16 protein-coding genes are annotated in these 18486 nt (G+C 41.4%); 2 read left to right on the plus strand and 14 right to left on the minus strand.

Translation table 11 applies throughout. The features are described 5' to 3' along the window. Positions 1 to 256: 256 nt before the first annotated feature. Both AC0L46_RS04820 and exaC read right to left on the minus strand, forming a co-directional pair. Complete coding sequence (locus AC0L46_RS04820; protein WP_473506192.1) at positions 257 to 1639, minus strand: L-serine ammonia-lyase; 1383 nt, start codon at positions 1637 to 1639, stop codon at positions 257 to 259. Between the two features lie 237 nt (positions 1640 to 1876). Continuing rightward, positions 1877 to 3394 (minus strand): acetaldehyde dehydrogenase ExaC, encoded by a 1518-nt coding sequence (exaC, locus tag AC0L46_RS04825; protein ID WP_473506194.1) that lies wholly within the window; start codon positions 3392 to 3394, stop codon positions 1877 to 1879. Between the two features lie 227 nt (positions 3395 to 3621). Between exaC and AC0L46_RS04830 the strand changes: the two genes are divergently transcribed. Beyond that, positions 3622 to 4545: a helix-turn-helix domain-containing protein gene (locus AC0L46_RS04830; RefSeq protein ID WP_473506196.1), complete on the plus strand. Its 924-nt coding sequence runs from the start codon at positions 3622 to 3624 to the stop codon at positions 4543 to 4545. Between the two features lie 16 nt (positions 4546 to 4561). Here AC0L46_RS04830 and AC0L46_RS04835 read toward each other — a convergent pair whose 3' ends face one another. The 4 genes from AC0L46_RS04835 to folM form a co-directional block, all read right to left on the minus strand. After that, positions 4562 to 5779 (minus strand): MFS transporter, encoded by a 1218-nt coding sequence (locus AC0L46_RS04835; RefSeq protein WP_473506198.1) that lies wholly within the window; start codon positions 5777 to 5779, stop codon positions 4562 to 4564. Positions 5780 to 5973: 194 nt separating this feature from the next. After that, positions 5974 to 6249, minus strand: coding sequence for a hypothetical protein (locus AC0L46_RS04840; protein ID WP_414682566.1), 276 nt, complete (start codon positions 6247 to 6249; stop codon positions 5974 to 5976). 81 nt (positions 6250 to 6330) lie between these two features. Then, positions 6331 to 7008, minus strand: a complete 678-nt coding sequence (gene folE / locus AC0L46_RS04845; protein ID WP_317004817.1) for a GTP cyclohydrolase I FolE — start codon at positions 7006 to 7008, stop codon at positions 6331 to 6333. A gap of 71 nt (positions 7009 to 7079) precedes the next feature. Next, on the minus strand, positions 7080 to 7820 hold the full coding sequence (gene folM, locus AC0L46_RS04850) for a dihydromonapterin reductase (protein ID WP_473506200.1): 741 nt from the start codon (positions 7818 to 7820) through the stop codon (positions 7080 to 7082). 287 nt (positions 7821 to 8107) lie between these two features. Here folM and AC0L46_RS04855 point away from each other — a divergent pair, with 287 nt between their 5' ends. Continuing rightward, positions 8108 to 9028, plus strand: a complete 921-nt coding sequence (locus AC0L46_RS04855) for a dienelactone hydrolase family protein (protein WP_414682564.1) — start codon at positions 8108 to 8110, stop codon at positions 9026 to 9028. A 37-nt stretch (positions 9029 to 9065) separates the two neighbouring features. On the opposite strand, the gene AC0L46_RS04860 is transcribed toward AC0L46_RS04855, so the two are convergent. From AC0L46_RS04860 to AC0L46_RS04895, 8 genes are all read right to left on the minus strand, one after another. Next, the gene (locus tag AC0L46_RS04860; protein ID WP_473506202.1) at positions 9066 to 10157 is read right to left on the minus strand and encodes an MJ1255/VC2487 family glycosyltransferase; all 1092 of its coding nucleotides are present in this window, start codon (positions 10155 to 10157) and stop codon (positions 9066 to 9068) included. A gap of 52 nt (positions 10158 to 10209) precedes the next feature. After that, positions 10210 to 10668, minus strand: coding sequence for a phosphatase PAP2 family protein (locus AC0L46_RS04865; protein ID WP_473506204.1), 459 nt, complete (start codon positions 10666 to 10668; stop codon positions 10210 to 10212). A gap of 169 nt (positions 10669 to 10837) precedes the next feature. Beyond that, positions 10838 to 11407, minus strand: coding sequence for a hypothetical protein (locus AC0L46_RS04870; RefSeq protein ID WP_414682561.1), 570 nt, complete (start codon positions 11405 to 11407; stop codon positions 10838 to 10840). Positions 11408 to 11503: 96 nt separating this feature from the next. Then, the gene (locus AC0L46_RS04875) at positions 11504 to 12487 is read right to left on the minus strand and encodes a phospholipase A (protein ID WP_473506206.1); all 984 of its coding nucleotides are present in this window, start codon (positions 12485 to 12487) and stop codon (positions 11504 to 11506) included. A gap of 58 nt (positions 12488 to 12545) precedes the next feature. Continuing rightward, positions 12546 to 12896 (minus strand): 5-carboxymethyl-2-hydroxymuconate Delta-isomerase, encoded by a 351-nt coding sequence (locus AC0L46_RS04880; RefSeq protein WP_473506208.1) that lies wholly within the window; start codon positions 12894 to 12896, stop codon positions 12546 to 12548. 81 nt (positions 12897 to 12977) lie between these two features. After that, positions 12978 to 13913, minus strand: coding sequence for a 2-hydroxyacid dehydrogenase (locus AC0L46_RS04885; RefSeq protein ID WP_473506210.1), 936 nt, complete (start codon positions 13911 to 13913; stop codon positions 12978 to 12980). A gap of 108 nt (positions 13914 to 14021) precedes the next feature. Continuing rightward, a complete protein-coding gene (locus tag AC0L46_RS04890) occupies positions 14022 to 15590 on the minus strand; it encodes an FMN-binding glutamate synthase family protein (RefSeq protein ID WP_473506212.1) in 1569 nt (522 codons plus the stop codon). Between the two features lie 89 nt (positions 15591 to 15679). Continuing rightward, the gene (locus AC0L46_RS04895) at positions 15680 to 18067 is read right to left on the minus strand and encodes a putative bifunctional diguanylate cyclase/phosphodiesterase (RefSeq protein WP_473506214.1); all 2388 of its coding nucleotides are present in this window, start codon (positions 18065 to 18067) and stop codon (positions 15680 to 15682) included. Positions 18068 to 18486 lie beyond the last annotated feature (419 nt).

The following is an 18486-nucleotide window of genomic DNA, read 5'->3' on the forward strand; positions in this document are numbered from 1 at the left end:
AGGGCTCTTCTTCATAGAATTAATCAGTACCAAGAGCAGTTAATAAAATCTTATTAACTGCTTTCTTGTCCAAAGGGTGGCTATATTACATCTTAGCCATTGCTTGTCATATTTCTGCAACACAATTTTGGCGTCATTCTACACGGGCTTTTTATAGATAAAAAGACCTAAAAACCTCAAATATTCAGAGCATATACAAACAAAAAAAGCGCCTTTAACAGCGCCTTTATAAAAAACAATAAATCGTTACAAAGCATCAACACTCGATAACATTTACCGCTAAACCACCGCGAGAGGTTTCTTTGTATTTATCATTCATATCTCTTCCTGTATCTCGCATGGTTCTAATGACTTTATCTAGCGATACATAATGATTTCCATCACCGCGTAATGCCATAGAGGCAGAATTAATGGCCTTCATCGCTCCCATTGCATTACGCTCAATACAAGGTACTTGTACCAATCCACCAATAGGATCACAAGTTAGCCCTAAATTATGCTCCATACCGATTTCAGCCGCGTTCTCAATTTGCTCTGGTGTTCCACCTGTAGCCGCAGCCAAACCAGCCGCTGCCATGGCACAAGCAGAACCGACTTCTCCCTGACATCCGACTTCGGCTCCAGAGATGGATGCATTTTCTTTAAAAAGAAAACCAATGGCCGCCGCCGTAAGAAAAAATTCAACAACACCTTCATCATTAGAGCGAGGGCAAAAATCCCAATAATAATGTAAAACAGCAGGAATAATGCCCGCTGCGCCATTAGTTGGCGCCGTGACAACTCGTCCTCCCGCGGCATTTTCTTCATTTACCGCCAACGCATAAAGATTCACCCAATCCATTGCTCCAAGAGAAGGTGTAATCATATCCATGTTCGTTTTTTTCATGAGATCTTTATGAAGGCTAGCGGCTCGGCGTTTTACCTTTAAACCGCCAGGTAAGCTTCCCTCATTTTGAATTCCTTGCTGAACACAGGATTTCATCACGGCCCAAATCGACAAAATTTCCTGCTTTATCTCTTCTTCTGTTCTCCAGGTTTTCTCATTTTCCATCATGATTTGAGCAATGCTTTTCTCTTCTTCTCGACAAAGCTTAATAAGTGTCGCTGCATCATGAAAAACATAAGGAAGCTCTGTCGTATCTTCGACTAAAGCAACATTACCCTCTTCATCTTCTTCAACAATAAACCCGCCACCAACGGAGTAAAATGTCGCTTTATGAATTTCATCATTATTTTGATCAAAGGCAGCTAGCGTCATTCCATTAGCATGAAAATCAAGGCGATCAATACGGTGAAAAATGAGGTCATTAGCAACATCTATAGAAATATTGTGCTCTGAAAGTAAGCTCAGCTGCGATGTCTGGTTAATACGCTCAACACGTTCACTGACCAAAGTAGGATCAATAGATTCTGGAAGCTCGCCTTCCAACCCCATCAATACAGCCGTTCCTGTACCATGCCCTTTGCCCGTCGCGCCTAGAGAGCCATATAAATCTATTTTTAGCCTGCATACCTGTTTCAGCAAATCACCTTTTAGCAATTGATAAGCAAACTGGTTCGCAGCAACCATTGGCCCAACTGTATGAGAGCTGGAGGGACCGATACCTACCTTAAAAAGATCAAATAAACTGATTGCCATGCTTTATCCTCTATCGCCAACCCATGGAACACCATAAGTACATTAGCAGAATACCTAGCTAAGAAAATTATCACTTACGACAAAAAGTTTCCAATAAGAAACATATTGCAGGGTTATATGAAGAAACGAGCCAATAAAACAAATCAAAGTGAGAAGGTGTAACAACGTAGAAGCTAAGAAAACGAAAAAGCCAAGAGACTGGCTCTTGGCTTTTGCAGAACAATTAGAATAAAAGGGTTAGAAAAAGCCCATTGGATTAATATCGTAGCTCACCAGCATATTCTTCGTTTGCTGATAATGCTCTAGCGCAACCTTATGGGTCTCGCGGCCAATACCTGATTTTTTATAACCACCAAACGCAGAATGAGCAGGATACATGTGATAACAATTCATCCAGACTCGGCCGGCTTCTAGGTTTCGCCCCATGCGATAAGCAAGGTTAGTATCTCGTGTCCATACACCTGCACCAAGCCCAAATTCACTGTCATTGGCAATTGCGAGAGCTTCCGCTTCGTCTTTAAAGGTCGTCACACTGACAACTGGGCCAAAGATTTCTTCTTGGAAAATACGCATATTGTTTGACCCTTTAAACAAGGTCGGTTGTACATAATAGCCTTTATTGAAACCATCCACTGGTGCAATACCGCCTCCCAATAAAAGCTCAGCACCTTCCCCCTTACCTATGTCGATATATTTTAATATCTTATCAAACTGCTCTTTTGAAGCTTGCGCACCAACTTGAGTTTCCGTATCAAGTGGATTGCCACGCTTAATTGTTTTTGTTCGCTCAATCACTAAAGCCATAAATTCGTCGTACATATCTTCTTGAATGAGAACTCGAGATGGACAAGTACAAACTTCACCTTGGTTAAAGAAGGCCAATACCAACCCTTCAACACATTTACTAATGAAGTCATCTTCTTGCTTCATAATGTCAGAGAAGTAGATATTTGGAGACTTCCCTCCTAACTCAACAGTAGACGGAATAATATTTTCTGCGGCACACTTTAAAATCCCTGAACCGACTGGTGTGGAGCCAGTAAAAGCAATTTTGGCAATACGTTTACTTGATGCCAAAGCTTGCCCTGCCTCTTTACCAAAACCATTAACAATATTTAATACACCTGGTGGCAATAGATCTTGAATGACTTTAACCAACTCAAGAATTGAAACCGGAGTTTGTTCTGCCGGTTTAAGAACCACACAGTTGCCAGCGGCAAGTGCTGGAGCAAGTTTCCATGCAGCCATTAAGATAGGGAAGTTCCAAGGAATGATTTGACCGACAACACCGAGCGGCTCATGAAAGTGATACGCCACTGTATGTTCATCGATTTCAGCTGCCGTACCTTCTTGTGAACGTAAGCAACCAGCGAAATAACGGAAATGATCTGCGGCTAAAGGAATATCCGCATTTAATGTTTCACGTATGGCTTTACCGTTATCCCAAGTGTCAGCAACAGCGAGCGCTTCTAAATGCTGCTCAATTCGATCGGCTATTTTCAATAGAATACCGGAACGGGTTGCTACAGACGTTTTTCCCCAAGCTGCGCGAGCTGCGTGAGCGGCATCTAAAGCCAAATTAATGTCTTCTTCTGTTGATCGAGGAATTCGGCAGAACACTTCTCCGTCAACAGGGCTGACATTATCAAAGTATTGACCTTTAACAGGTGCAACCCATTCACCACCAATGAAGTTTCCATACTCAGCTTGAAAGGTCACAGGGCTACCAGAAGTACCAGGTTTTGCATAAATCATAGTAATTTCTCCACTTTTATTGTTTTTATTAGTTCATTCAGCAAGGTATTTACCTGAACCTCCACTCTAGAAACAATTAGCAAAGAAAACTTGTCTGTCAGTCCATGATACTTGTCTGAAGATCCATTTCTCTCCATGTTTTTGTGTTGACCAACAGGCAAGCAAGAGTAATGATAGAAGAAAGAAAAATGATCCACGCCAACTATAAATATAAAAGAGGTGTGTTAATGAACCGTTCTTTCTCTATGGCAAAAGATCGACTGAAAGATAAGCGCTCACCCATTCAGTTAGTCGAAAATCGGGTATGTTTTGCAGGGCCTAATTCTGAGCTAAGCATCTACGATACCTATGAACAAGCCCAGAAAGTCAGCTTAAAAGCGGACTCATTACTTTATTGTGGCATGGTGACTGGCGCTAAAGTGATGCATACCCAATACAATGGGAATGTGCCCTTTCTCCCTCACGAATCTTTTATATTGGCACCAGAAGAGGAAGTCTTCATTGATTTTCCAGAAGCTCGATGGGAACAACCGACGACCTGTCTCACCATTGCCATCTCGAAAGAAAGAGTCGCTCAGATCTGTGATCGAATGAACGACATCATGTTTAAATCTCTTCCTTACGATGCCGTCATCGACCCGAATCAGCATTTGCATACCATTCATACTCAAGCCACTCAACAAGTATTAGATCGTTTGACCAGTGACTTCATTCAGAATGATCCCGACCGAGACCTCTTAGTGGATTTTGGGGTAAGTGAATTAGTCACTCGCATATTAAGACATCATGGCAGAGATGCGCTGCTACGCTTTACTCAACATTCACCTGATGCAAACGGGCTCACTTGTGTTATATCTTGGATAGAGCAAAATCTTGCGGAGCCACTCGATATCAATCAATTGGCTAAAATGGCGTGTATGAGCCGCAGTCGATTTTACGAAAGCTTTAAACGCCAACTGGCTTGCACACCATTGGAATATCAACACCAACGTAGGATGCAGAGAGCCTATCAGCGCCTACAAGAAAAGTGTTCTGTAACCGAAGTGAGTTATGAATTAGGTTATCAAAGCTTGAGCCACTTTAGCCGACGCTTTCACCAACATTTTGGCATTTCACCACGGCAAGTCACTCAAGCTCATAAGCTTAGTTAGTCAAATATTAAAATAGCTAAAATGTATAACCTAGCTTTGATTTACAGTAGCTGAAGATCGACAATATCAACAGCAACCCAAACATTAAGGCAAAGAATGGCACTAACTGCCCAACTTGATACAAAGATGCCAAAGCGACTGGACCTAACGCCGCTCCTAACCCTTGCATCGAAGCATTCATACTGGCCAAACGGCTTTGTTGATCGTCTTTCACTAACAAGGTTTGTGCCGTCACAATGCCAGGAAACAAAAAGCCCACGCCTGTACCAAACAATCCCATAGCAAACAGCACACCGGCATAAGAGTCTAAAAATATAAACGCCAACTGCGCTGATATGCCAATGCTTGTACCTGTGAAGATTAAAGTAATCACGCCAAACTGAAATCTCGGTACAAGTATCATTTGCACCAAAATGCTGAAACAAGACATCGTCATCATGGCAAACCCAACTTGTTTTGTAGTTTCAGCCACATCTAAATGAAATCTGTCTTGAATCAGAAACGCCATAATTTGCTGCACACCGGTAATAGAAAGAATCACCAAGGTCGACATTCCTAAAAATGGCACAACTCTTTCTTTAAACCAGTTAATGGCTGGAGGCTTTTCAAATTGGCGAACATGTTTTGTATCTTTCACATAAAACGAAGCCAATACAGCGGCGCCACCAGCCAGAAAAGCAATAATATAAAACGGTGCGGTTAAGCCTAATCCACTTAACAAAGATGCGCACGCTGGCCCTAAAATCATCCCCACACTAAAAGACGCGCCTATTTTGGCAATGGTTGCACTACGATGCTTAATGTCTGTGTGCGCAATCAAATAAGTCTGCACAGACGGTAAAATCCCTGCAATTCCCAAGGCAAATAAAATGCGCAACGCAAAGACAAAATAGTAAGTTTGCTCAGCCGACATATTACGCTCTAACGCTTCATGCAATACAAAGCCCGTCATTCCGATGGTAACCGCATAGCAGCTCATACCAATAATGACTGAACGAACACGACCGATTCGATTAATGATGCCTCCCCAAAAGAAAGCGGCGACAACAAACGTCGCCGCACCAGCCGTAATCAAGGTACTAATACGAACATCAGCCAGCCCGATTTCACGACCAATTGGTGGCAAAGAGGTAAAAATAAAAGATTGGCCAATGCCGACTGCAACAAGGCAAAAAAGCAATAATCCACGTGAAAGGTATTCAGGAAAAGAAATGTTATTATCCGTAGTAGTCAATGTGAGTCCCTTGTTCTATCAGGCCAAAAGCCAAGCAAAGATAACTCGTCGCCTGACTTTTAATAAGGTTGGTAAAGTAACATATTTTTACAATCAACCTAATACGTTAATGCCACTTCATTAAGGTTATGAAAGATAGACAAGATAAGTTATATCTTAAAAACCAGACAAGATTTTAAGATAAACTTTAGAGGTTATTTAAATAATCGACGTTTTTCTTTATCAATTGTTTTCCACTTCCAATTAGGTGCTTCGCCTTTCACGTAATACACCACAAGCAGAATCACAGTGCTAATAGACACCAATATTAACCATATAGAAAGCTCTTCTTTTGGGTCTACAAAAAAGCTGATGAGGCCGACCGAAAAAAGATAAAACATTTGTACAAACCAACCTTGCCAAGCGGTTGGACGACTCCATCCAAAACCATTCTTTTTAGCAGGAAACCAAACTGTTTTCTTATCTGTCATTGTCTTCGCCTTTTTCTTATTTATACAGCAACAAAAAAAGCCTTATGAAAGGCTTTTCGTCTCACGGATGTCATCAAACCATTATCGAGCAAGAAACTCACTACGAGTTTTATCACTGCGCTTAAATAACCCACCAAGCGCTGTCGTTTGAGTCGAAGAGCTTGCGTCCATAACACCACGCGATTTCACACAATAGTGAACCGCATCCATAGTGACTGCGACGTTATCGGTTTCCAATAAGGTTTGTAATGTCACCAATACTTGCTGAGTCAAACGCTCTTGAACCTGAGGACGTTGCGCAAAGAAACGAACAATACGGTTAATTTTCGATAAACCGATGATTTTTGTTTTAGGTAAATAAGCCACTTTTGCCAATCCGTCGATCGTCACAAAGTGATGCTCACAGGTGCTGGTAAAACTAATGTCGCTGACCTTCACCATTTCATCGACTTTCATCTTGTTTTCAATCACTGTGATTTTTGGAAACTGGGTGTAGTCCAAACCAGAAAAGATTTCCTTCACGTACATTTTGGCAATGCGATGAGGCGTTTCCGCTAAACTGTCATCGGCTAAATCCAAACCCAAAGTCGTCACCACATCTTCAAAAGCACTTTTGATACGCTGGTACTTTTCTTCACTGGATAAGCCGTTATCAATCATCGGAGTTTCTAAGCCCTTACTGATTAGAGCGTCACGAACTTTTCGCGCCCCATCGGATAGGCCAAGAGTTGTTACATTATTTGATTCTGCTGTGTTCATTTCTGTATCCTAAATTGCTTGGCCCTGTCACATGACACGGAGGCATTAAAAAAGAAGTCGCATTTGGTGCATTAGACCAGATGCCGGCCTCCGTCGAGAGACAAGGTTCGCCCTGTCATGTAACGACTATCTAATAAATATTGTATGGCTTGCACACCTTCTTGCTCGCCTGGCTCTTTACGCAGCAATGACTTATTGAGCGCCTTTTGACGATACTCTTCATCATCTTCTTCATTAAACATAAGAAGTGACGGTGCAATTGTGTTCACTTTTATTTTCGGTGCAAAACGCTTAGCAAATGACAAGGTTAAATTAGCCAAACCTGCCTTGCTGGATGCATAAGCAATGTGATTATTACTGCCTTTTTCTGCGACATAATCTGTCATATGAATAATATCAGCAGCGCCACTTTGTTCAAATCCTGCCAATAATAATGCCTCAAAGGCCAGATTTATACGGTAAGGCGAAAATACATGTATTTGCCACATTTTTTCCATCAACAAAGCCGAGTCTAAACCCGCATCTTCCGACTCCCACTCTGATGCATTGTGTATAACGCCTCTTAGTGCTTGATAGCCAGTTTGTACCTTATTGATGAAATTATCTACACCACTCTGAGTAGAAAAATCCGCTTGAATGCAATCCACTCCCAATTCTTCCAATTGCTGAATGCTTTCACGCATGGTGCGATAGGTGACAACCAGATCGTAACCTTGCTCAACTAACGCTTTTGCGCAAGCCAAGCCAAGACGCTGGCCTCCACCAGTAATAACTATTGGCACTTTAAGCGTCATCCATCTTTCTCCATTCATTCATCCGTTCGTTTCGCTCAAGCTTTCAATGCTTGTATTAACGACGATTGTCAGTTTACACCTTCCTTTGTTTGTACGATAAAAACACGGAAAGGGATTGATCCCCAATCTACATTTAAGCCAATTATGTCTTTACACAAAAGATTCTACTCATACCAAAAAAAGTCATCTAATATTTATTTTGCATCGTAATGATTGAACTAATTTTGAACTATCACATCTAAAGAAAGCGTTCGAAGACCTTTATGACTACCCACTTTAAATAGAAAGAGTACAAAGGAGTTGAAATGAGCTTACAAACAGAAAAAACGGCCCTTGCTTTATCGGCAAAAGACATCCCTCAAGAAGCATTTGATTGGTACGACGAATATGCTCATGGAGACATTGACCGTCGCACCTTCTTATCTCGCCTTGGCACACTAAGCGTAGCAGGATTAACTCTATCCGTCGTTGCTGGAGCACTTACTCCAAATTACGCGCTAGCAGAGCAAGTTTCTTTTAATGATCCAGACATTACAGCAAGCTACGTGGAATTTGACTCGCCAAACGGACACGGTAAAGCGCGCGGCTACCTAGTTGTTCCAAAAGGTGTTGATGCAAATAATAAAGCTGCAACAGTTTTAGTGGCTCATGAAAACCGCGGTTTGAACCCATACATTGAAGACGTTGCTCGTCGATTGGCGAAAGCTGGCTTCATCGCTTTAGCACCTGACGCTTTGTTTCCTTTAGGTGGTTACCCAGGAAATGATGACGAAGGTCGCGCAATGCAAAGAACACTCGACGGAAGCAAAATTGAAGGCGACTTCAAAGATGCCGCAACGCTACTTAAGAACCACGAGTTCAGCACGGGTAAAGTGGGCATGGTTGGCTTCTGCTTTGGTGGTTACTTAACCAACTCTCTAGCAGCAAATATGCCAGACACAATCAATGCCGGTGCGCCTTATTATGGAACGCCAGCAAAATCTAATATTGATCAAATCAAAGCTCCGCTGCAAATTCATTTTGCGGAATTAGATGATCGAGTTAATGCGACTTGGCCAGACTATGAAAAAGCACTAAAAGCCAACAAAGTTGATTACACTGCTTATGTTTATCCGAAAGCGAACCACGGTTTCCATAATGACTCGACTGGTCGTTATCAAGAAGACAATGCAGAGCTTGCTTGGGAGCGAACCATTGGGTTCTTTAAACAGAACCTGAACGCTTAAGAAAGGAAGAAAAGTAAAAAAGCGTTACAGCAAGAAATTATGCTGTAACGCTTTTTGTATTTAGTGATGCCGGTTTTTGATTGTATTTAAAATCAATTCCACGCACATTTGGCGTTTGTTGCCATAAAGATTCACACAAATCAGAGACACTCACATCATTGCTTGATTGCAACCAAGACACCACTGCACGAGCCACATTAGGGTAAGATATCTGCACGACTCGACCGGTTTCCAGCCACTCTTGAATAATCCCAGAATCTAAAGTCTCTGTTGTTTTCGCCACACCTAATTGCTCCAAGGCAATGGCATTGGAATGTTGCTCAATTTGTCCTTTAAGCGGTTTCGCCAATATTCTTCGGCCTAACTGCAATGCTTCAGAATTCAGTTCAAAACCCGCATTACAAAGGACAGATTCACATTCGCTCAGATTCTTCTGAAACTCTTCCCGGCTAAACGGAAAAACTTCAACCTTGCCATACACACCTGGCTCAATGTCTTTGCAATGCAACCTGAAAGAATAATCCGGCACACCTTCCAACCAATCCATGACTTCTTCGCTGTTTTCAAAAGGCAAATACACAAGCACGTCCATAGAGTCTGGCGTGTTTTGTCTTTCTTCATGATGAATTAACGGCGGTAAAATTGGGTAACCGAAGTGATGCCAATGAGCGCCAAGCTGAATCGCAGCTGGCGCAAAATTAGACATAATCCATTGCGCAATAAAGTTCTTCTTATAACGAGGAATGTCATGTTTAAAAGCGTATTGATGCCCAAACCCAATACAAGGAATACCTTGAGATTTTGCCGCCCAAGCAACAATCGGTTCGTAGTCCGTAATAACCAAATCATAACCACGAAGATCTAATGAGCGAATATCTCGAATGAGCTTAAAGAAATTCGCATTTCGACAAGTCGCCAATAAATCTAACTTGCCATTGCGAGCAACAAAGCTCAGACCTTGAAAGGTACGATAATCGCCAAATACCGACATATCGAAATAATCTTCAGGCGGACGACCAGAGAAAATAAAGTCTACTTCTACGCCAGCTGCATTCATTTCAGCAGCCATGGCTCTTGCTCTGGTAATATGACCATTTCCTGTTCCTTGAACGCCATATAAAATCTTCATACCAGAACTCCAATCATAAAGGCCGCACAGGCACTTCCTAATAAAGCACCAATCACTGTGTCTGTTGGGAAATGCACACCCAAAAAATACGCGACAAGCCAACGTGCGCCGCCCAAAAATACAAAATAATATTGAAGCTTGGGAACCATTCACTTAGGCAATACGCCATAAAGAAAGCCCCTGACGTATGACCAGATGGAAAAGAAAACTGGTCAGATGGAATAATAAAGCTACGGAAGTCATCAAGCGCATCTGCTGGACGATTCCGTTTAAAACCACGCTTTAAAACAAAATAGACAATACGCTCAAGCAAGAAACCAAAAGCTAAAACAGTGACTAGAGTTTCATAACCCGCAACCCAAAATATGATTGCGGCAGCGGCATAAAGAGGGCCATCGGCTGTGAATGAAATAGCACGCCCAATACTGGTTAATTTTGCTCTGTGTTTACGAGCCATAAACCAGTAAAAAGTCTGTACATCAAATGCATGTATATTCTGAAGTATGTTCATGCTATCACCTCGCTGTTTATCTTATTCTCAAACATAGACGAGTAAAATGTCAGTTAGATGGCACTTAAATGACAACTTGATGACATACCACACAAACAAAAATGCCCCGCATAAAGCGAGGCATTATTTGGTGTTACTTCAAGCTCAAAGTTTGAAGTAAATACCTTCTTTAAAGATCGTTCATCTTGTGGAACTGCTCAATCATGGCAACAGGTTTCACGCTCTTATTGCTGCTGTTTAACGCATAAACAACAGTTTCACCATTTGGACCAGCGCCAATTTCTGTATAACGTAATGGCACTTCACCAACCAAACGAGCATTGTTCATTTCAGCCAAAGAAGAGAAAACAAAAATACGGCCTTCAACGCGCATTTCACCGTAGAAAGGCGTAGCACCTTCTAATGTGCCGTGATACATGTCCATAGAAGCAATGCCTGATGTTTTCTTCTTGTCTTCGTTTGTTAAACCGAAAACAAGCGTCTCACCTTTTGGACCTTCACCGATATGAACTTTACGGAAAGAAGTTTCACCTACTTCAAGGAAGCTTTCGTATGTTGCGCGGTCATCAAAAATATGAATTCGACCATCATGATGAACTTCATATAAATCTTCATTATTTAAAGACATCGCTTCAGCAACAGACGCAGTGTCACCACTTTTCACAGACTCATTACCGCAAGCCGTTAGAAGAGTTAGTGCCACTAAACTTGTTGTAACTGGTAAAAACTTCAATTTCATTTTATAGCTCCTAGGTTAGATTTATAAACACCTTAGAAGCAAAAAATGACAATACAATGACAAAATCTTTTCAATAAGAATACAAAGACAATTAAATTACAGCCAATTCGACAACATAATACCAATCCCTAAAGATTGTGTTTGGTGATTATAATCAAGCAGCGACTGACCATAACCATTGAAGTACTGGATGTAGCCTCGCGTTTTCCCCCATAAAGGGAAGTTAAAACCAACCTGCAAAGCCCCTTTGTTATCGGACGCTTTGAGGTTATTTCTCAGCATAATATCAATACTGTAATCATCAATAACATGGATGACACTCAGCTCACCGTAACCATAATATCTTTCTATATTTGGGTTATCGTCATTGTCTGAGCTTTCAGGAATACGATACCAAGGCTTAAAGGAAAAGGCGGTGTTGCCTTTCTCAAACAAAAAATCCACGTAAAACCGGTTCCACGATCGAGAAAGATCACCGGATTGACCATTCGACTGATGATTAAAACCGTAAGCAATATAACTAGGCTTAATGCCTAAAAAGCCATTCTTTGGCTTATCTACAATAAAGACTTCTGGTTCATGATTCGTATCTCGAAAAGGCGCTGAAATATCACTGTTATAAGCTTGCCAGAAAGCTTGTTGAGTATAGGCAAACCATAGGCTGGAATTACGCCCCACCACATCGTAAACAACGGGGAACTTCACACTCAACTGAAATTTGAATTCCACGCTTTGCAGGCTTTCTGTCTCATCGTCCCCTAAAAAAGCTCTGTCATTAGGGTTAGAAGTATAAGCAATCGGTAAGAAGTAGTTTGGTTTATGAGGTGTTAAAACGAATGGGTTGTCTACTGTTACAACTTCTTTATCCACTCGCTGCTGAAATAAGCCTTTGGCTTTCTCCGCTCGCTTGGAAATAGATTCAGGCACTGCAGGCTCTGTTGGGGAAAAAGATGTGTCTTCTTCCTCAGCAACAGCCGCGTTTTCAGCCGATTCCGCTGTAGTATAATCCGGCGTGTTTATTTCGGTTTGAGCCAAAAGCAAACTAGGAAGTAATACCATCGAATAGACTATGGCTTTCATTATTTAAAACCTTATCGAGTGACATAAGCCACTTTAACGAATTTAGACAAGCCTCAGGTTATTGAGACAACACAACTTTTTTGGCGTAGGTATCACGATCCATATCGCACAATTCAACAGACAAACTAACATCTTTTAATGAAAATTGTGTTAAAGCATTCAGAACCAAAGTAGACAACTGCTTTTTCTCTTCTTTTGTACGACCCGACAAAAGCCTTATCATCACGTGTATGAAAGCATCCTCTTGTCCGCCAGTAATAAAGCTTTTATAAGCACTGCTCCGTAATTTGATGTCTTCTACGGAAAATAAATTAGATGCGACACAGGCTTCTTTAACAGTCTCAAGTAATTCCGCTGGTGGCACTTCTTGCTCTAAATTCTGGCTGTATTCCAAAATACAATGTGGCATGCTTTTCTCCATTCTTTCAGTTTATCAAATACAAATAGTTAAGAATCTTATCGATACCAAACCAACTCTGCTCATCAATATCTAATAGCCTAACTCCGGATTCACAGACAACGGAATCGTTCCGTCCGACCGGTAACGCCGCACATTCTCAGCTACCGTTTTACTCGCGCTCATAGGATGCGTTGGAGCTGAGATGTGAGGCAATACCGTCACATTGGCATTTGTCCAATATGGATGCGGCTCAGGCAACGGCTCTTGCATAAAAACATCTAACACTGCGTGAGATAAGTGTCTTTTTTCCAGCTGTGCTAATAACGCCTGATCATCAATAATAGGACCACGCGCAAAATTAATGATGCTGGCGCCTTCTGGTAAATGAGACAAACTCTGCTCATTTAACAAACCTGTCGTGTCAGGCGTTAAAGGTAGAAGGCATACGAGTATATCACTTTGATTCAGCAATGATGCCAAGCCATCTTCACCATAAAAGCAGTTTATACCATCGATTTGTTTTGGGTTGCGACTCCACCCTGCAACAGAAAAACCATTCTGCGCCAGCCTTTGTGCGCTAACACGGCCTAAAGCACCTAACCCCAAAACCCCAACTCTTCGGTCTTGCGCTTTTACCATAGGCTGCTCTATCCATGATTTCTCACGTTGTTGGCGAGCGTACGTTGGCATGTCACGGTGAAGATACAAAGTCCAAGCTAACACAGCTTCAGACATGGCCTGTGATAATTCTGGGTCTGACAATCTGACAATCGAAAAAGGAGGCGAAACTAACTCGTTCATTATGCGCTCAATGCCCGCCCATAAACTATGAACCCATTTTAAATTAGGCAGCGCCAGTAAATCTTGAGGGTTAGGATTAGCAACAATAGCGATTTCACAGTCTTGTTTCTGTGCATCCGTTAAATCTGCAAAAGCAACTATCGTTTCATCTGGCATATTGTCGGATAACATTTCTATCCACATGGCTTGCTCTCGCTCATCAACACGACCAAGAAAGGGAATCATAAAACGTACTCCATAGTTAAATTCGGATAAAAAATGAGAGCCTAATAAGATAAAATATAGACAAGCGACAACACTGAGATACGCTCAAAAACGTAATGTAGAAAAGCGCTATTGCAAGCGCTCTTCTACTGGCGTTGAAGCATCTTGAGGAGATGGCGACATAATATTGATGTATTCAGTTTGAACATTCGGAAGTGGATTCGCTTCAGAAAACAGTGTTGAACGGCTCTGATTTTCTATAATGCGGACATGCTCTCTGGTTAACTCTCTTGGCTCTTTAACGCCACAAGAGTGAGCAATCATCTCAATACTGTGCAAAAGTTCTTGTGCGTAATTGGCAACCCGAACCGCTTTTTCTTCTGCCACTAAGCCACGCTGTAAATCCGTATTGTGAGTGGTAATGCCTGTGGGACAAGTGTTTTTATTACACTGTAATGCTTGAATACAACCTAATGAAAATAAAAAGCCTCGTGCTGAGACAACAAAATCCGCTCCCGCACTCAAAGCCCAAGCCGCCTTTCCAGGAACGATCAATTTTCCTGAGGCAATAACCTTGATATAAGGCCGCAAACCGTAAGAAGTAATAATATTAACCACTGTTGGTAAGCTTTCCCGTAGGTGCATACCAACGTAATCCATAAGTGGCTGTGGAGCCGCTCCCGTGCCACCATCAGAGCTGTCGATGGTAATGAAGTCAGGGCAATACTCTATGCCTTTTTTGTGTATTAATTCACACATTGTATTGAAGAAACTCAAATCGCCCACCACCATTTTAAACCCGACAGGCTTAGAAGTAACTTGGCGAACACGATGTATCATATTCAATAAGTCATCAATGGATTTTACATCTGGATGACCATTTGGGCTGTTTGAATCCTTACCAACAGGAATGCCACGAATCTGAGCAATTTCCTCTGTTACTTTCTCACCAGGTAACATGCCACCTTTACCAGGCTTGGCTCCTTGGCTCATTTTGATTTCAAACATTCGAACATTTTCATGCTCAGCAACATTCGCTAGCTTTTCGTCGTCCAAATGACCTTCATGATTACGCACACCATATTTAGCCGTACCAATTTGGAAAACGATATCGCAGCCACCAGCAAGATGATGAGGAGATAATCCGCCTTCGCCTGTGTTCAACCAAATTCCTGCTTTGGCAGCGCCTTTTGATAAAGCTTGGATTGCTGGCTTTGACAAAGCACCAAAGCTCATTCCTGAAATGTTCACAACCGAACTCGTTCGATATGGCGTCTTTGCCGTATATTGTCCGATACAAACCTCTTTCGGAGACTGAGCATCTTCTTCAAGTGTTGGAAAAGCCCCATTTAAAAAGAAAATATCTCCCGGTGTTTCTAGAGACCGAGTAGAGCCAAACGCAATTGTGGAATCTACTTTTTTAGCCGCACGATAAGCCCAAGAACGCTCTGCTCTATTGAAAGGCAACTCTTCTCTGTCTTGAGCAAAAAAGTACTGTCGAAAGAATTCTCCCATATGCTCAAAAAGATAGCGAAATCGACCGATAACAGGATAGTTACGTCTGATGGTGTGTGCTGTTTGATTCTTGTCGATCCAGTACATTGTCGCGACAGATATAATGGCAACGAGAAGACAAAAGGCTAATAGCAAGGCTCCCCACTGAATGGTTAGGGAGGCTAACGAAGACAAATAATCCATAACTGGCCCTTATGGTATGTGAAAAATACTTATTCTGTATTAGATAATAATCTAGAGAGTGGGATAAGTCTTTTATATCGTTTCTGGTCTTACTTGCTTATAAAGTCCGTAACAAATTGACTGGGCGGTACAGGACGACCGAAGTGGTACCCTTGATAGTTATAGCAATGGATTTCTTCTAGACGATTATGATGCTCTAAGGTTTCTACACCTTCCGCAAGTACGTTCATGTTTAAGGCATTTGCCATGGCGATAACGGCTAACACAATCGCCTCATCACTTTTATCCGTTAATAGATCTCGAACAAAAGATTGATCGATTTTCAATCTATCCACAGGCAATGACTTTAAATATTTGAGAGAAGAATACCCTGTACCAAAGTCATCAATAGAAAGGTAAACGCCCAGCTCTTTAATTTTATTCATCTTGTCTAAACTAGACGACAAATCGTTCAAGAGCATATTTTCTGTAATTTCTAAATCGACACAAGCTGGCGGAACGTCATGTTTTTCTAACAAGGCTTTTAACATGGGTAAAAAGCCTACCTGCTGAAACTGTATAGGGCTCACGTTGATTGACATACGCCATGATGGCTGCCATTTGCCTTCTTTCAGCCAAGTCGCGACCTGCGACAAAGCCTCGTCTAATACCCATTCACCAATTTCTACAATTAAGCCAATTTCTTCTGCAACGGGAATAAACTCAGCAGGAGAAATAAACCCTCTGCGTTCATCTTTCCAACGAATCAGCGCCTCTGCACCAATTAACTCATTTTTTTGGTTCACTTGAGGCTGATAATAAAGTTCAAACAGCTTCCCTTCTGTTGCATTGTGAAGCGCTTTTTCCATTTCTAGGCGAGCATCTGACGCAACTTGCATGTCAGGCTCATATAAAGAAAAAGTATTTCGCCCCAATTCCTTAGCGCGATATAAAGCCGTGTCTGCTTGTTTCAAAATCACTTCAGCAGAATCATCGGCACTCTTAAATAAAGTAGCGCCAAAACTCGCAGTAATATGAACTTCATGATTGCCTGCTTGCTTCACCTGCTGACAAGCAAACTGAATACTCTCCACAAAGTTTTTAAGGTCTTGTTCGACTTGAGACCTGTCTGAACCTAAATATCTCAGTAGCAAAACAAACTCATCACCGCCCATGCGAGCCAATGTGATGTCGCTCGAGATTTGTTTGGATATTTGCACAGCCACACAACGCAGCAATTGGTCTCCTGCGGAATGCCCTAAAGAGTCATTTATGACTTTAAAACGGTCAATATCCATGAATACAACCGCCGAATATTCTTGCTGCTGTTCCGTTTCAGATAACAAGCCATCTAACTGCTCTATAACATATTGTCGATTAGGTAGTTTGGTGACCGAATCGTAATACGCTAAATGATGTATGTGCGCTTCTGCTTCCTTACGCTCGGAAACATCACGCACCAATAATAGAATTTCAAACTTATCTTTTATTGTATATTTTGCGATTCGTATTTCCACTGGAAGCGCAGCGCCTTCCACTTGATAAGCGGCCTCGAATGTTTGAGGCATCACCTGCAAGCCATCAAGTACTTTTGAAAAACCGCCCCAAGAAGAAACTGTAAATAAGCTCTCTAACGAGCTGGATATAATGTTTTCTGAGCTCATCTTCAATAAATGCTCAGCGGCAGCATTCACGCGGGTAATTTGATAATTTTCGTTTAATAGAAAAATGCCATCCGCTGCATGCTCAATAACCGCGCGATTGTGACTATCACTGCGCTCTAGATCGCCTAACGCAATGTTTAGTTTTTCGAGAAGTTGTGAAAAGGTAAAATGAAGACGACCTAACTCATCGGATTGATGGTATCGAAAAAAAGATTTGGGTAAGGAAAGTTTTGCATTTCGCCCAAGTGTCGATAAAGCATCGGTTAAGCGAGTTAAAGGGTGGGTAACTAAAAAATAAAAAACCAAAGATATCAAAGAGGCTAACAAAACGTCTTTGAACAAATTGTAAGTCAGAATGGGCAAATGCTCAGCGAAAATATTGTCTAGCAGGTAACGTTTCTCTGGAATAACAGATAAAGTGCCAGCATAGAATTTAGGGGTTTCCATGTGTAAACCACTCTTATACTCTTCCAAATCAGACAGTACAGAATCCGCTAGCGATTGTGAAACGGTAAAATCTCGCACTTTCTCCTTTGTTTTAACCAATAAAGCTCCGCTTTCATCATGCACTTCGACATAAGCAATGGAAGGACTCAGTGACAAACTGTCAACTTGCTGTTGAGCAAACGTCATATCCAGACGAAACAAAGCCTCAGCAAGAGGCCTTTCAACCACCGCCAATAATTCGTCAAAATTTGAGTTTATTTTCTCTTTTCGAGCCTCGACGCTTTCTACAACCTGAAAAGCGCTACTCAGCAAGCTCAAAAAAACAGCCAGTATTAAAACGAGAACAGCCTGTTTTATAAATAACGATTTAGATAACACAACAGCCATTATTACTCACTTAAAACGTCCCTAGTTTGAGTGCATGCCAAAGTGCTATACGAAGCCAGCACAATAGATCTAGAGTATAAGAATACTTTATAAATGAAAGTGCTCCCTTCATTTATAAACTGATGTAGATCAAAGTATTTACTAATATCTAATAAAACGGCTATTTGCTCACCATAACCTTGAGAGTGGCGGCATTTATACACTCCCCTTAACTTATTAATATAGTTAAGGAATATATAAAAAAATAGCGTGTGTCACTAAGACTATGACACAAAATATGAAAAAGAAAGAGTTACATCAAAAGAAGGATGAGCCTAAACTCACACCAATCGAATAAATTTTTCTTATAGCACAAAGGTAAAATACAAAAAAACCAGCATGAATACCATACTGGTTTTTTTCGTGCCTCAATGATCGAC

This window comes from Marinomonas sp. 15G6-16 (assembly GCF_055809555.1).

Excerpts from the sequence above, each read along its gene's own strand:
- AC0L46_RS04820 (WP_473506192.1), bottom strand. The coding sequence starts at position 1,639 with ATGGCAATCAGTTTATTTGATCTTTTTAAGGTAGGTATCGGTCCCTCC.
- exaC (WP_473506194.1), bottom strand. The coding sequence starts at position 3,394 with ATGATTTATGCAAAACCTGGTACTTCTGGTAGCCCTGTGACCTTTCAA.
- AC0L46_RS04830 (WP_473506196.1), top strand. The coding sequence starts at position 3,622 with ATGAACCGTTCTTTCTCTATGGCAAAAGATCGACTGAAAGATAAGCGC.
- AC0L46_RS04840 (WP_414682566.1), bottom strand. The coding sequence starts at position 6,249 with ATGACAGATAAGAAAACAGTTTGGTTTCCTGCTAAAAAGAATGGTTTT.
- folE (WP_317004817.1), bottom strand. The coding sequence starts at position 7,008 with ATGAACACAGCAGAATCAAATAATGTAACAACTCTTGGCCTATCCGAT.
- folM (WP_473506200.1), bottom strand. The coding sequence starts at position 7,820 with ATGAATGGAGAAAGATGGATGACGCTTAAAGTGCCAATAGTTATTACT.
- AC0L46_RS04855 (WP_414682564.1), top strand. The coding sequence starts at position 8,108 with ATGAGCTTACAAACAGAAAAAACGGCCCTTGCTTTATCGGCAAAAGAC.
- AC0L46_RS04860 (WP_473506202.1), bottom strand. The coding sequence starts at position 10,157 with ATGAAGATTTTATATGGCGTTCAAGGAACAGGAAATGGTCATATTACC.
- AC0L46_RS04865 (WP_473506204.1), bottom strand. The coding sequence starts at position 10,668 with ATGAACATACTTCAGAATATACATGCATTTGATGTACAGACTTTTTAC.
- AC0L46_RS04870 (WP_414682561.1), bottom strand. The coding sequence starts at position 11,407 with ATGAAATTGAAGTTTTTACCAGTTACAACAAGTTTAGTGGCACTAACT.
- AC0L46_RS04875 (WP_473506206.1), bottom strand. The coding sequence starts at position 12,487 with ATGAAAGCCATAGTCTATTCGATGGTATTACTTCCTAGTTTGCTTTTG.
- AC0L46_RS04880 (WP_473506208.1), bottom strand. The coding sequence starts at position 12,896 with ATGCCACATTGTATTTTGGAATACAGCCAGAATTTAGAGCAAGAAGTG.
- AC0L46_RS04885 (WP_473506210.1), bottom strand. The coding sequence starts at position 13,913 with ATGATTCCCTTTCTTGGTCGTGTTGATGAGCGAGAGCAAGCCATGTGG.
- AC0L46_RS04890 (WP_473506212.1), bottom strand. The coding sequence starts at position 15,590 with ATGGATTATTTGTCTTCGTTAGCCTCCCTAACCATTCAGTGGGGAGCC.
- AC0L46_RS04895 (WP_473506214.1), bottom strand. The coding sequence starts at position 18,067 with ATGGCTGTTGTGTTATCTAAATCGTTATTTATAAAACAGGCTGTTCTC.